Annotated in this window: 11 protein-coding genes; 10 read left to right on the forward strand and 1 reads right to left on the reverse strand. The window is 37.3% G+C overall.

The annotated features are described in order from the left end of the window. Positions 1 to 12: 12 nt before the first annotated feature. The 10 genes from QBE53_03465 to QBE53_03510 all read left to right on the forward strand — a co-directional run bounded on the left by QBE53_03465 (position 13) and on the right by QBE53_03510 (position 13,225). Complete coding sequence (locus QBE53_03465; protein WZL82181.1) at positions 13 to 1,125, forward strand: YibE/F family protein; 1,113 nt, start codon at positions 13 to 15, stop codon at positions 1,123 to 1,125. A gap of 126 nt (positions 1,126 to 1,251) precedes the next feature. Then, the gene (gene rplM, locus QBE53_03470; protein WZL82182.1) at positions 1,252 to 1,686 is read left to right on the forward strand and encodes a 50S ribosomal protein L13; all 435 of its coding nucleotides are present in this window, start codon (positions 1,252 to 1,254) and stop codon (positions 1,684 to 1,686) included. 25 nt (positions 1,687 to 1,711) lie between these two features. Further along, positions 1,712 to 2,104 (forward strand): 30S ribosomal protein S9, encoded by a 393-nt coding sequence (rpsI, locus tag QBE53_03475; protein WZL82183.1) that lies wholly within the window; start codon positions 1,712 to 1,714, stop codon positions 2,102 to 2,104. Positions 2,105 to 2,376: 272 nt separating this feature from the next. After that, a complete protein-coding gene (locus tag QBE53_03480; protein ID WZL82184.1) occupies positions 2,377 to 4,665 on the forward strand; it encodes a methyl-accepting chemotaxis protein in 2,289 nt (762 codons plus the stop codon). A gap of 271 nt (positions 4,666 to 4,936) precedes the next feature. Next, positions 4,937 to 8,455: a DNA polymerase III subunit alpha gene (locus tag QBE53_03485; protein ID WZL82185.1), complete on the forward strand. Its 3,519-nt coding sequence runs from the start codon at positions 4,937 to 4,939 to the stop codon at positions 8,453 to 8,455. A gap of 70 nt (positions 8,456 to 8,525) precedes the next feature. Then, positions 8,526 to 9,503: a 6-phosphofructokinase gene (gene pfkA, locus QBE53_03490; protein WZL82186.1), complete on the forward strand. Its 978-nt coding sequence runs from the start codon at positions 8,526 to 8,528 to the stop codon at positions 9,501 to 9,503. A gap of 21 nt (positions 9,504 to 9,524) precedes the next feature. Beyond that, the gene (locus QBE53_03495) at positions 9,525 to 10,379 is read left to right on the forward strand and encodes a zinc ribbon domain-containing protein (protein ID WZL82187.1); all 855 of its coding nucleotides are present in this window, start codon (positions 9,525 to 9,527) and stop codon (positions 10,377 to 10,379) included. A gap of 1 nt (position 10,380) precedes the next feature. Then, positions 10,381 to 11,760: a TrkH family potassium uptake protein gene (locus QBE53_03500; protein ID WZL82188.1), complete on the forward strand. Its 1,380-nt coding sequence runs from the start codon at positions 10,381 to 10,383 to the stop codon at positions 11,758 to 11,760. Between the two features lie 17 nt (positions 11,761 to 11,777). Next, complete coding sequence (locus QBE53_03505; GenBank protein ID WZL82189.1) at positions 11,778 to 12,437, forward strand: TrkA family potassium uptake protein; 660 nt, start codon at positions 11,778 to 11,780, stop codon at positions 12,435 to 12,437. Continuing rightward, positions 12,434 to 13,225 carry an RNA methyltransferase gene (locus QBE53_03510; GenBank protein ID WZL82190.1) on the forward strand — a complete coding sequence of 264 codons (792 nt, stop codon included), beginning with the start codon at positions 12,434 to 12,436 and terminating at the stop codon, positions 13,223 to 13,225. The genes QBE53_03505 and QBE53_03510 overlap by 4 nt, the downstream gene beginning before the upstream one ends. On the opposite strand, the gene QBE53_03515 is transcribed toward QBE53_03510, so the two are convergent. Continuing rightward, a complete protein-coding gene (locus tag QBE53_03515) occupies positions 13,222 to 14,115 on the reverse strand; it encodes a tetratricopeptide repeat protein (GenBank protein WZL82191.1) in 894 nt (297 codons plus the stop codon). The two genes, QBE53_03510 and QBE53_03515, sit on opposite strands and share 4 nt — an antisense overlap. Positions 14,116 to 14,119: the final 4 nt, after the last annotated feature.

The following is a 14,119-nucleotide window of genomic DNA, read 5'->3' on the forward strand; positions in this document are numbered from 1 at the left end:
GAGAGTAAAGACATGCATAAGAGGCTAATAATTTTTGTGATATTATGTTTAAGTTTTTTTAATGTTGCTTTGCAAGCGCAGAGTGAATATCAAGAGCCAACTTTATATAAAGGGGAAATTATTGAAATAATATCCGAGGAAGACAGCAGTATTCAGACATCAGGCGGAGAATATTATCGACGGACCCAATTATTAAAGGTTGAGTTATTAGATAAAGAAAAAAAGGGTGAAATTATCGAGATTAAGAATAATATCGATGAAATTATGGCCTATACTCTCGAGGTAGAAGAAGGCGATGATATCTATGTGTTTTTTGAATATGACGAAGAAGGCAATGAATTGGCAGCGCATATTCATGAATTTCGCCGCGATAAGGATATCTATGTATTAGCAGGAGTTTTTGTTGTACTAATGATTATTGTTGGTGGCATAAAAGGTATAAAAAGTTTGATTACACTAGGGTTAACAGTTGTAGGTATATATTATCTACTCAATGGTATTGTATCCGGAGGAAACCCTATTTTCCTCTCGATTGTTGTTAGCTTGGTTTTAACTATAATGACAATGTTTTTAGTAGCAGGATTTAATTTGAAAGCTATATCCGCCATTATCGGGACCATAGGTGGTGTTATTATCGCCGGACTTATTGCACTATTAGTAAGTAATACTTCGAATTTGACAGGTCTTGGGACACAAGAAGCTCAAATGCTTGTGTATAGTGATCATCCGGTGGCCTTTAATATTCATGGGATTCTCTTTGCCAGTATTTTGCTAGGAACCCTTGGGGCGGTCATGGATGTCTGTATGTCGATTGCCTCAGCCATCAACGAGGTGACTGAAGCCAATCCTTTGATGAGCGCCATGGATTTGTTTAAATCTGGAATGAATATTGGACGGGATGTCATGGGAACGATGGTAAATACCTTGATCTTAGCCTATGTTGGAACGTCGGTCTTTTTGATTTTGATTTTTATGGTCAATGATATTAGCTATGTAGATATCATTAATATGGACTTAGTAGCCACTGAAGTTGTGCGAGCTGTTTCGGGAACAATTGGATTAATCTGTGCTATTCCGCTAACCGCTTTTGTTTCATCAACCTTGGAAAAAAAGGTGTTAAATTAGAAAAAAACATTTGACACACACGGATAGATGTACTATAATATGGAAGCGTGAGTTTACTAATAAAATCCAAAGCCCCGGATTTTATAACATAGATTCTATAGTTTGATAATTTAAGGAGGAAATTCCATGAAAACATTCATGCCAAATGCTGAAACAGTTGAAAGAAAATGGTATGTTGTCGACGCTGAAGGCCAAACTCTTGGACGTTTAGCTTCAGAAATAGCAAAAGTATTAACGGGTAAAAACAAACCGATTTATACACCACACGTGGACACAGGCGATTTCGTAATCGTAATTAATGCAGATAAAGTAGTACTTACTGGTAAAAAACTTGATCAAAAACTTTACAGATGGCATACAGGACATCCAGGTGGTCTTCGTGAAGTGAAGTATCGCGACATGATGAACAAAAAACCTGAAGAAGTTGTTATGCACGCTGTAAAAGGAATGTTACCTAAAAATACACTTGGACGTAAGATGTTAACAAAATTACGTGTATACAAAGGTACAGACCACAAACATGAAGCTCAAAAACCAGAAGTTCTTACATTCAATAATTAATTAGGATTCGGAAGGAGGAAAAATCGTGGCACAAGTTAAATATTATGGTACAGGCCGTAGAAAAAGTAGTGTAGCTAGAGTATATTTAGTACCTGGAAATGGTAATATTACAGTAAATAAAAGAGACCTTGATGAATTTTTCGGTCTTGAAACATTAAAAGTAATCGTAAAACAACCACTTGTACTTACAGATACATTATCAAAATTTGATGTATTAGTTACAGTTAAAGGTGGCGGATATACAGGTCAAGCAGGCGCAATCCGACACGGTATTGCAAGAGCTTTACTTGAAGCAGATATTGAATTACGTCCAGCCCTTAAAAAAGCAGGGTACTTAACACGTGACCCTCGTATGAAAGAACGTAAAAAATACGGACTTAAAGGCGCGCGTCGTGCACCTCAGTTCTCAAAAAGATAATCAGTTTTTTACGCATACTTTGTTTAATCAAAGCCTTGAAATATTTATTTCAAGGCTTTTTTTGCGTACGCTGTTTGAAGTGATGTGGATTTTGTGATATTCTTTTAAAGGACCTAGCCTGTTTTTTATAGGTCAATAGTCCTAAAAAAATAGGAAAAGAATAAGCAAATTATACAAAAACATCTTAAAGAGGGTTTAATAAGTGAAGTCTGGTTGAATGCTGGATTAAGTCAAGGTATAATAGAGCTAATATAATAAATTGGGGTGGTGCAATGAGAGAGGACCAAAATGAGCAGCAACAGGACAAGAATCGTCTAGACATTACAGAGGATATGGAGAATAAAACTATGCGAAAAGGTAAAGAAAAAAGAAACAAATTAAAAAGGGCAAGTAAAAAAAATCTTAGTTTTCCTAAAGTAAAAAATCGTTTTAAATCTAAGAAAAAATCCGTAGAACAAACAACATCAAAGAGTATCAACACAAAGCGTAAGCATAATGAGGTGATTTCATTAAAGCTGAAGTTAATCTTATCCCATGTGCTCATTGCTGTGTTGCCGATGATTCTTATTGCTGTGCTTTTATATAATACAGGAAAGGGGTCCATACTCGAAGAAGTTGAAAAAGCCAACCTTGCTGTTGCCAATCAGGTGACAAATATTATTGACTTTAAAACAAATGCAATTGATTCCAACTCAATGGTATTGATTGCTAGCCAAGAAGTTTTAGCAACGGTTAGCAAAAATATTGAGAATTATGAAAACCTATATTATATGCTTAAAGAACGAGAAGATAATATTTATACACTGGTTACGTCCTTACAGTCTTCAGAAAAAAGTATAAAATCCATTGCATTCATCAAAGAAGATGAAGTTATAGAACAAACAAAACAAACCTATTATACAGCAGAGAATTTCACAAAAGATTATTTTGCAAGTCCTGAATATCAAGCTGTAGATAAAGCAAAGTCGAGACCGGTTTGGTTTTATGGATTATTTGGAACAGAAGATTTGTTCTTTATGCGACAAGTACGTAATATATACTCAGCGGCTTCCGTATCTGTATTGACATTTGCTATTGATCCTTCTTATATTGAGAGCCTATTCGACCCAGAACAATTAGGTGAAGGGGCGAAGATGAGCTTGATTGACAGTGAAGGGCGTGTTGTACTGTCAACGGACGAAGAGCGCAACGTTTCAGATAAAGCGAATATAAGTGATGAACTATTAGTAGATTTGGCAAAGCAAGTGGATAATGACCCTGCTGCAAAATCCTATAGTGGATCATTTATCACAGAAAATAATGTTGATCATGAGACAATGGTTGTTTATGAAACCACCAATGCAGGATGGACGTATGTAGCTGAGATACCAACAGCGGCGATATTTACCGGAGTTAATATGATGCGTGATGCAGCCATCCTTATTGTTGGGCTTAGTATGATTGGCGCTATTATCATTGGAATATTATTAGCATTTAATATTGTAAAACCAATTTACTATATCCGAAATAAGATGCAAGAAGTTGAAAAAGGTAATCTATTTGTACGAAGTGACTTTAAAGGTAGATTTGAGTTCGGACAATTATCTCATAGTTTTAACAGTATGACAGAGAATATGGCGCAACTGATTAATGAGACAAAACGAATTACAAAGGCGGTTGAATCAGATTCTGACGAATTAAAGAAAATTTCAGAACAATCAGCGCTTGCATCTAAAGAAGTTATTCTTGCGGTTGAGTCTTTATCAGAAGGTGCAACAGAACAAGCCAATGATGCAGATAACACGGCGGGAGTTATCAAAGAGTTAGTAAACCAAATGAATAAAACAGAAGAAACATTTAATCAAGTGGTTGGAGTGACAAATCGAACGAAAAAAGCCAGTGCAGAAGCAGCGGTTACGATTGAAGAATTAAATGAAACGACAAGTGAGACCATACAATTATCCAATAATATCAAGACGGATATGGACGATTTATCTAAGCGATTCAAAGATATTTTAGGTATTATTGATATGATTAATGCGATTAGCTCACAAACCAACTTACTGGCATTAAATGCAGCTATTGAAGCAGCAAGAGCGGGAGATGCAGGAAAAGGTTTTGCAGTGGTTGCCGATGAAGTTCGAAAATTGGCAAGTCAATCCAGTGATGCGGCGAAAGATATTAGTGATATCGTAACAAATATCTATAACGCAACGAAAAAAACAGGTACAATGATTGAAGAAGGTAGCGAGATTTATAGTCGACAAGAAATTGCGGTTAAAAATACGGAAAAAACATTTAAAGAAATTGCACAGGATATGGATAGCATCATTCAAGAAGTCGATAAAGTGTATATTTTGTTAAGTGAGTTAGACGGTATTCAAGTGGAAGCAACAGACTCCATTACAAGTATTGCTGCAATTGCTCAAGAATCCGCGTCAGCGATTGAAGAAGTATTGGCAACAGGAGAAGAACAAACGGCGGCTGCAGATCATATGAGTGAAATGGCTAATAAATTAGCGGAAATCATCGTTGTGATGAATAAAAATGTAGAACGTTTTAAACTCGAAGAGAATGAATAAAAGGTAATAGTTTGATAAAGAGTGTATGTCGATATAAAGACATACACTCTTTATGTTTTTGCCAACAATATCTCAAGGAGATAACGAGGCATAGCCTCTTTGTTTTGGGCTCCATTCGTCTTCTTGATATGAGTTATCTGCATAAAAACATAGCAGATAACGTCAAAGAAAGACGAAATACGCCAACAATATCTCAAGGAGATAACGAGGCATAGCCTCTTTGTTTTATTTGTGGTAAAATGGTGTTTGTGAGATGGAAGGAGGAACAAGAGTGGACAAATTATTTACACATCTTCACTTACATACGGAGTACAGTATGTTGGATGGCTCCAGTAAAATTACGGAGCTAGTGTCTCGAGTTAAAGAGTTGGGAATGGATAGTGTTGCCATAACAGACCATGGTGTTATGTATGGTGCCATTGATTTTTATAAAGCGTGTAAAAAAGAAGGCATTCACCCCGTTATTGGTTGTGAAGTCTATGTTGCGCCTCGAGGGCGAAAGTATAAAGAAAACAAATTCGATGCCAATAATTATCACTTAGTTCTTCTAGCTGAAAATCAAAAGGGATATGAGAATCTCATCAAACTCGTCTCTTTTGGATTTACGGAAGGATTTTATTATAAGCCAAGAATAGATTTTGAACTTATGGAGAAATATAGTGAAGGAATTATTGCCCTTAGTGCTTGTCTTGGAGGGCATATCTCCCAATTGATTATCTCCAATCAACTTGAAGAAGCCAAAGAAACCGCGTTAAAATATAAGACAATTTTTGGAGCGAAGAACTATTATCTTGAATTGCAGCAACATGGTTATGAAGAAGAAAAACGTGTTAATACAACATTAGTTGAGATGAGCCAAGAATTAGATATTCCTTTGGTTGTGACGAATGATAGTCATTATACCTACGAAGATGATGTTAAATCACATGATGTCTTATTGTGTATTCAAACCAATAAGAAGGTGACAGACCAAGATCGAATGCGTTATTTGGGTGGTCAGTTTTATGTGAAAAGCCCAGAAGAGATGTACCAATTATTTGAAGGCTATGAAGAGGCTCTAAATAATAGTTATCAAATCGCACATCGTTGTCAAGTGGAGTTTGAATTTGGTGTGACCAAACTGCCTCAGTATGACGTACCGGATGGATATACTCCTAAGGAGTATTTACGTAAGATATGCCATGAAGGTTTAGTCGAGCGTTATAAGCAAGAAGCAACAAAACATCAGGAACGTTTGGATTATGAGCTGAGTGTTATTGAAAATATGGGGTATATCGATTATTTTTTGATTGTATGGGATTTTATTCGTTATGCAAGACAAAACCATATAATTGTCGGACCGGGACGAGGATCGGCGGCAGGAAGTATTGTTGCTTATGCCCTAAGAATCACAGATATTGATCCGATAAAGTATAGTCTTATTTTTGAGCGTTTTTTGAACCCTGAACGTGTGAGCATGCCTGATATAGATATTGATTTTTGCTATGAACGGCGCGGAGAAGTTATTGATTATGTTATTCAAAAGTACGGAGCAGAAAAAGTTGCTCAGATTATTACGTTTGGAACGATGGCTGCAAAAGCCGTTATACGCGATGTAGGACGGGCGTATGACTTGCCTTATTCTGAGGTGGATAAGATTGCTAAGATGGTCCCTCAAGAGCTTAATATGACCATTACAAAAGCACTATCGATGAATAAAGACCTAAAAGCGTTGTATGATGAAGATCGACAAGTAAAAACTTTGATTGATACGTCTAAACGTCTAGAGGGACTTGTGCGTCATAGCTCGATTCACGCAGCGGGAGTTGTTATTTGTGATCGACCGGTATATGAATATGTTCCGTTAAATGCCAGTGACGATGCTGTAACGACGCAGTTTCCTATGGGGACCCTGGAAGAGTTAGGCTTGTTAAAGATGGACTTTTTGGGACTTCGAACGCTTACCGTGATCCAAAATGCTATGGATCAGATTAATTTTCAGCGAAGCCAAGATGAACGGATAATCATTGATGATTTTACCTATGATGATCCACAAGTATTTGACTTAATTGCATCAGGAAAAACAGAAGGGATATTTCAACTTGAAAGTGAAGGCATGAAAAACTTCATGAAAGAGTTGAAGCCGCAAAACATTGAAGATATTATTGCGGGTATTTCTTTATATAGACCAGGACCTATGAGCTCAATCCCGGACTATGTGCTTGGACGCCATCATCCGGAACAAGTACATTATATTACCAAAGAATTAGAGCCAATACTAAAGCCGACCTATGGATGTATTGTGTATCAAGAACAAGTGATGCAAATTGTGCGTGATTTGGCGGGATATACTCTTGGTCGAAGCGATTTGGTTCGACGAGCGATGTCAAAAAAGAAGTTGGATGTTATGAATACCGAACGTCAAAACTTCATCTATGGTAATGAACAAGAAGGGATTGAAGGATGTATTCGACGAGGAATTTCAGAAGAAGCAGCAAAAAAAATCTTTGAAGATATGGAAGATTTTGCAAAATATGCATTCAACAAATCCCATGCAGCAGCGTACGCAATTATTGCCTATCAAACGGCGTGGTTAAAGCGATATTATCCAGTTGAGTTTATGGCGGCTTTGATTACATCGGTACTTGGTCATCCGACCAAGACATCGGAATATATCATGCATCTTAGAGATTTAGACATTGAATTACTTCCTCCAGACATTAATGAAGGTTTTGCCGATTTTTCAGTTAAAGACAACCAAATTCGCTTCGGACTGGCGGCAATCAAGAACGTCGGAAAAGGGATTGTGCAAAATATTGTCAAAGAACGAAAAGAAAATGGAGTGTTTGCTTCACTTACAGACTATTGTATGCGTATGGAAAGTCGGGACCTAAATAAACGGATTATAGAAAGCCTAATAAAAGCAGGGGCTTTTGATTCGCTAGGAGGAACACGTAAACAGTATCTTCAAGGATACAAACCCATCTTAGATTCCGTGCTTCATGGACGCAAGAATCGATTGGAAGGTCAACTTGATTTGTTTGGCATGTCTCAGGAAGACGAAAGTTTGGATGAGATCTTGCCGGATGTAGGTGAATTTGATGAAGAACAATTGCTATCATATGAAAAAGATGTCTTAGGTATCTATGTCAGTGGTCATCCACTTCAAAAATTTGATGCGTATTTAAAAAATATTGCAACCCATCAAAGCCTTGACTTTCAATCTCAAGACCAAGAAGAGATGGAAAGTGACTTTTCAATACCGCAGACAGAAGGTTCTATTAAGTTAAATGAACAACGTATATATGATGGACAGCGTACGATAATGGGTGGGCTGATACGCAGTATTACAAAAAAAACAACGAGAAATAATGCAATGATGGCTTTTGTCGAAATTGAAGATTTGTACGGAAGTGTGGAAGTCATCGTTTTTCCAAAAGTTTTTGAGCAGTGCAAGGAGCTTTTGGTAGAAGACCAACCTATTATTGTCCGTGGACGGGTGACCATACAAGAAGATCAGATTGCCAAAATTATTGTGGATCGTATCCAGTTGCTCGACAATGATGGGATAGATGACTCAGCTATTGTATGGGTCAAAATCAAAAATAACGATGAATACAATCTTTTGATTCAGCCGTTGCTTAATATTTTCAATCAATGTCAGGAGGGAACGAATATCGTTGCTTTTTACCTTGAGGAAACGGGGAAAAAACAAAAATACAATCAGCAACTACGTATATCTCAGCAAGATGTTGAATCTATGAGGAAAGTTGTTGGAGAGCAGCGAGTTAAAGTTGTGAAAAAAAGTTGAAATTTCAATGGATATATAATACAATTATCTATAAATTCACATAAGAAGAAATGACTATGGAGGTTATGAAATGGCTAAAGAAATTAAAACGATTGGTGTACTGACAAGTGGTGGAGATGCGCCAGGAATGAATGCAGTTACACGAGCTGTTGTTCGAACAGCGTTAGCAAAAGGCATGCGTGTCATGGGAATTCGTAAAGGATTTGCCGGATTAATTACAGGCGATATTTTTGAGATGGATGCGCGAAGTGTTTCTGATACCATTCAGCGTGGAGGTACAATCTTACATACGGCACGGTGCCCAGAGTTTGTCAATAAAGAGGTTCAAGAACGTGGTGCAGAGATGTGCCGTGTATTTGGTATTGACGGAATTGTTGTTATTGGCGGTGACGGGTCTTTCCAAGGTGCTGAAAAATTAGCAAATCTTGGCATCAACACTATTGGAATTCCAGGAACTATTGATTTAGACATTGCATGTACTGACTATACGATTGGATTTGATACAGCTGTCAATACAGCCATGGAAGCGATTGATAAAATTCGTGACACATCAACATCCCATGAACGTTGTTCTATTGTAGAAGTTATGGGACGTAATGCAGGATATATTGCCCTTTGGTGTGGAATTGTCAATGGTGCAGAAGATATTTTCCTTCCAGAAAAAGAAAACATATCAGAAAATGATCTTATTCGCCGAATCCTTGAAAATCGTCAAAAAGGTAAAAAACATAATCTTATTATTGTGGCAGAAGGTGTTGGCGGTTCGGCAGAATTGGCAAAACGTATCGAAAAAGTAACAGGAATATCAACACGTGCAACAATTCTTGGACATTTACAACGTGGTGGTAGTCCAACAGCAGTTGATAGAATGCATGGATCAATGATGGGAGCTGTAGCGGTAGAATTATTGGCAGAAGGCAAGTCAAATCGCGTTGTGGCTTATAAAGATGGAAAATACATTGATTTAGATATTAATGAAGCATTAAAAATGGAAAAAAATATTGATGATTATCATGTTGAAGTGAGTAAATTATTAGAAACACGATAACATTAAGTTAGGGGTATTCTTATGAACTGTCCGAAGTGTGGCGTAGCTATCAAAGAGTCATCGAAGGTTTGTTTTAACTGTGGGGAAGATTTGGAAAAATATTCCATCGATCAATTGATTCAAACCATGTTAAATGAAGATGAAGATAAACTACAACCTAAGGCGAAAGCCTCAAAGAAAAAGGAAGCGAAAAAAAACAATTCAGAGCAAGATAAACATCCATATAGTATGGGAATGCTTATTACAAAAGGAATTAACATCCTAATTATTGTATTATTAATTGGGTCCTTGTTTTTGCCATGGTTTGTTTTCGAAGGCGAAGGTTTTGCTAAAGGGTATATTTCGCAAGGACGCGAAAGTGCAGAAACTCTAGATACATCCATAGAGTTTTCTGCATTTGAACTTAGACAATACGCAAAGAATTACGGTGACTACTATAATGTGTTCAATAAAGGAACCGAGGAAGAAAAACACGTATGGTCTAGCCAACTTCAACTCTATTACCTGCATGGAATTCTGGGCATTATACTTTTAGGTGGGCTATCAATTATTCTCATTGCATTGGATAGAAAAATGAAAACAGGAGAATGGGTTCGAGGATTTTCAGTGATTAGTGCATTGATTATTGGACTCATTTATTCCACGTTCAAAATTCCTTTTTTTAGCATGTTTACAACCCGCGCGCAGAATATTTTGCGCAGTGAAGATATGTTAAGCGCCGTTAAGATGAATCTTGATGGGATACAGGTAAACGATCAATTCTATGCATATATGATGACAGAACAGATAGGTTTTTACATAGCGGCTGTCGTGTGCGGGCTTTGGTTCGTTTTTTCTACCATAATGATTGAAATGCGAGAAGGCAAAGAGGAATAGTATGAAAGAATTATTAAAAAAATTACAGATTAAACCTGCCCAAATTTTGGCATTAGGTTTTTTTGGATTGATTATATTTGGAGCATTGTTATTAAATTTACCTATTGCTTCCAACGATGGACAAAGCATAGGGTTGGTTAATGCTTTTTTTACATCAACATCAGCGGTATGTGTAACCGGATTGGTTGTAGCAAACTCTATGGAACAGTGGACATTATTTGGAAAGATTGTCATCATTATTCTAATTCAAATTGGAGGATTGGGTGTGATGACATTGGCTACAACGTTTTTTTTACTATTAGGGAAAAAAATAGGGTTAAAAGAACGTTTGGTCATTCAAGAAGCGCTTAACCAAAATAAGATTTCCGGAGTTGTACGCTTAACACGGAATATTATTTTTGGAACGTTGGTTATTGAAGGAATCGGAGCCCTTATACTTATGTTTCGGTTTTTACCGGACTACACATTTATTGAGTCTTTGGGATTAGGCATCTTTCATAGCATCAGCGCATTTTGTAATGCCGGATTTGATGTATTAAGTTTTAACAGCTTATCGCCATATGTTCATGATTGGACGGTTAACCTAACGATTAGTGGGTTGATCATTCTTGGTGGATTAGGCTTTACAGTCTGGCATGATTTGATTGATACCACTCGTGAAACGATTCGTAAGAAGCGCCACCATGGATATTGGTTTCACAGTCTAGCGTTACATACCAAATTGGTTTTGGTGCTGACAACGACACTTTTATCGGTTGGATTTATTTTGTTTTTCTTACTTGAGATGAATAATCCAGGGACCATGCAAGATTTTTCATGGCCACAAAAAGTACTGGCGTCCTTTTTTCAGTCGGTAACGACGCGAACAGCAGGATTTAATACAATTGCTCTTGATCAAATGACAGATGGATCAAAATTTATCACCATTATTCTTATGTTTATTGGAGGATCACCAGCAGGGACTGCAGGAGGAATTAAAACGGTCACACTTGGTGTAGTGTTTTTTTCTGTTATGTCAACAATACGTTCAAGAGAAGAGACGGAAGTTTTTCATCGGCGAATTCCAGATGACATTATTAAACGCAGCTTAGCAATTATTATGATGAGTTTGGGTGTTATTATTAGCGTAACCATTATTTTAACAATAACAGAAAACCAAACATTTTTGGACGCTGCATTTGAAGCGGTCTCGGCATTTGCAACGGTTGGTTTGTCACTAGGGATTACAGGAGAACTTTCAGTTATCGGGAAAATCGTTATTGCAATTACCATGTTTATCGGCCGACTTGGACCGATGACATTTGCAGTAGCTATGGCTATTCGTTATGATCGTAAGAAAATATCTGTTCGAAAGCCATCAGAACGTGTTATGGTAGGATAAGAAAGAGAGAATGAGTTATGGCAGATAAAAAAGATTTTGTAGTTTTAGGTATGGGAAAATTTGGACGTAGCGTTGCAGAAACTTTAGCAGCACATGATTATGACGTCCTTGCAATTGATAATAATGAAGACATCATACAGGAAGTCTCGGATGTGGTAACACATGCTGTACAAGCAGATGTGACAGATGCAGATGCATTGGCAGCGCTTGGAATGCGTAACTTCGATGTTGCTGTTGTGGCGATTAGTGACGATATGCAATCCTCCATTATGGCGACCATATTAGCCAAAGAAATGGGTGTACGCTATGTGGTTGCAAAGGCCCAAAGTGACATTCATAAACGGGTTTTAGAAAAAGTGGGCGCAGATAGAGTTGTCTTTCCGGAGCGTGAGATTGGGGTTAGAATTGCTAATCAATTAACCCAAGATAGTTTTGTTGATTTTATGGAATTGTCGGATGATTTTTCAATTGTTGAGATTGAAGTACAGAAAAAATGGCGAGGAAAAACCCTTCGTGAGCTGGACATGCGTAACAAATATGGAATTAACGTTATCGGTATGCGACAAGGCGATCACATTACGATTACGCCAGGAGCAGATAAGCTGTTGGAGATGGGTGAGATTTTGATTGTTATCGGAAACAATAAAAATCTATCAAAGGTTAGTGGAGATGAATGAAGATAAAACAGATTACCAGTACAAATAATAAGCAGCTAAAATGGATAAAAAAACTTCAATCTCAGTCGAAGCTGCGTTATCAAGAAGGCGTGTATGTTGTTGAAGGTATGAAGCAGGTTCTTGAACTTTCGCCGGAGACGATTGATACATTGATTCTTGAGGAACATGTGGATCGCAAGGTATTTGAGGATTATCAGGGGCAGATACTTATTTTGCCCCAAGATATTTTTCGTACTATTTCGCTAGATAAAACACCTCAAGGCTATATGGCGGTCGTGAAAATGCAAAAAAACATCCTCTCTACGGCCACATTAAATAAAAATGGATTATATCTTGTCCTTGAAACGATTCAAGATCCGGGAAACATGGGGACGATGATTCGGGTATGTGATGCTGTAAAAGCCGACGGAATTATTTATAATAAGGCTTCAGTAGATATTTATCATCCGAAGGTGGTCAAGAGTACAGTTGGGTCTTTGGAGCGTGTGGCGTGCTATCAAGTGGAAGATTTGATAGAGGCAATACATGTTTTAAAGTCCGCAGATATTCAAGTCTTTGGTGCCTATTTGGATGATAGTGCATATCATTTTTCAAAAGAGTATCAGCGAGGAACTGCATTTGTAATAGGAAATGAAGGCAGTGGAATATCGGATGAAGTTATTAATTGTGTGGATGCACGTGTTAAGATTCCGATTATTGGAAAAGCGGAATCCCTTAATGCAGCAGTTGCTGCTTCAGTATTACTGTATGAAGCGCTATGTCAGCGTATAAAAAAAAGTGCCCTTTAAGAGGCACTTTTTGTTTTCAATTCATTGATTCGATCAATGGAAACCGTACTTAATCCATTAACACGGGAGATATCCATAGCGTTAAGCTGGTTTTGTGCTGCGTCTTTATTTCCCTCATCCCATGCAATCTGGGCTAAAAAAAACATACTGTCAATCATTCCGGGTTTTAACTCGAGTGCATGCATAAAATGCTCTTTTGCTTGTTCAAGGTTGCCGTGGGCATATGCAATTTGTCCTAGGTTATCATATGCCGGACCATAGGATTCGGATAACTCAAGTGCAACCTGTGTATAATAGCTGGCTTTGTCAAGCTGGTTGTTGATAAGTGCCAAGTATCCCATAGTAACAAAATCTTGAGCATAGAAATTACCATTTTTGCTTTTCCCTTCTTCAAGGTTTTCTTCGGAAAAATCAGTAATGGTTTCCAAATCCGGAAAATAGAACAACTCTTCATATGTGGTAAGAGCTTTCTGTTCATTACCCATTTTCCAATGACAAAGAGCGATATTGCCGGTTAAAGTTTTGGTGTATAGATAATTGGTCGTCAACTTGAGTGCTTTTTCAAAGACACCTAAGGCTTCATCCGGCTTAAAGGTTTTTATTAGTAACACACCATATGCTGCTAAAATATTGATGTTTGTTGTACCAAGTGTATAGGCCATACGATAAAAGGGCATCGCAGCATGCTCTTTTTTAAATAAGGTATGTAAGATGATTCCAAATAACCCAATAAATGTCCCGATAAATAAAATTAGTGTTACAACAAGAAAGGCGATACCTGCATAGGTTAGATAGTCCGTACGTTTATCCATATACACGATAAAGGTAAGGTAACTGATTAATAAATATCCTAAGGTAATAATACGCCATTTTTTTTTGATAAAATCCATATGA

The sequence above is a fragment of the Vallitaleaceae bacterium 9-2 genome (assembly GCA_038396585.1).
GTDB lineage: Bacteria > Bacillota > Clostridia > Lachnospirales > Vallitaleaceae > UBA1351.

Coding starts and splice junctions, on each gene's coding strand:
- QBE53_03465 (WZL82181.1), top strand. CDS start 13: ATGCATAAGAGGCTAATAATTTTTGTGATATTATGTTTAAGTTTTTTT.
- rplM (WZL82182.1), top strand. CDS start 1,252: ATGAAAACATTCATGCCAAATGCTGAAACAGTTGAAAGAAAATGGTAT.
- QBE53_03480 (WZL82184.1), top strand. CDS start 2,377: ATGAGAGAGGACCAAAATGAGCAGCAACAGGACAAGAATCGTCTAGAC.
- pfkA (WZL82186.1), top strand. CDS start 8,526: ATGGCTAAAGAAATTAAAACGATTGGTGTACTGACAAGTGGTGGAGAT.
- QBE53_03495 (WZL82187.1), top strand. CDS start 9,525: ATGAACTGTCCGAAGTGTGGCGTAGCTATCAAAGAGTCATCGAAGGTT.
- QBE53_03500 (WZL82188.1), top strand. CDS start 10,381: ATGAAAGAATTATTAAAAAAATTACAGATTAAACCTGCCCAAATTTTG.
- QBE53_03505 (WZL82189.1), top strand. CDS start 11,778: ATGGCAGATAAAAAAGATTTTGTAGTTTTAGGTATGGGAAAATTTGGA.
- QBE53_03510 (WZL82190.1), top strand. CDS start 12,434: ATGAAGATAAAACAGATTACCAGTACAAATAATAAGCAGCTAAAATGG.
- QBE53_03515 (WZL82191.1), bottom strand. CDS start 14,115: ATGGATTTTATCAAAAAAAAATGGCGTATTATTACCTTAGGATATTTA.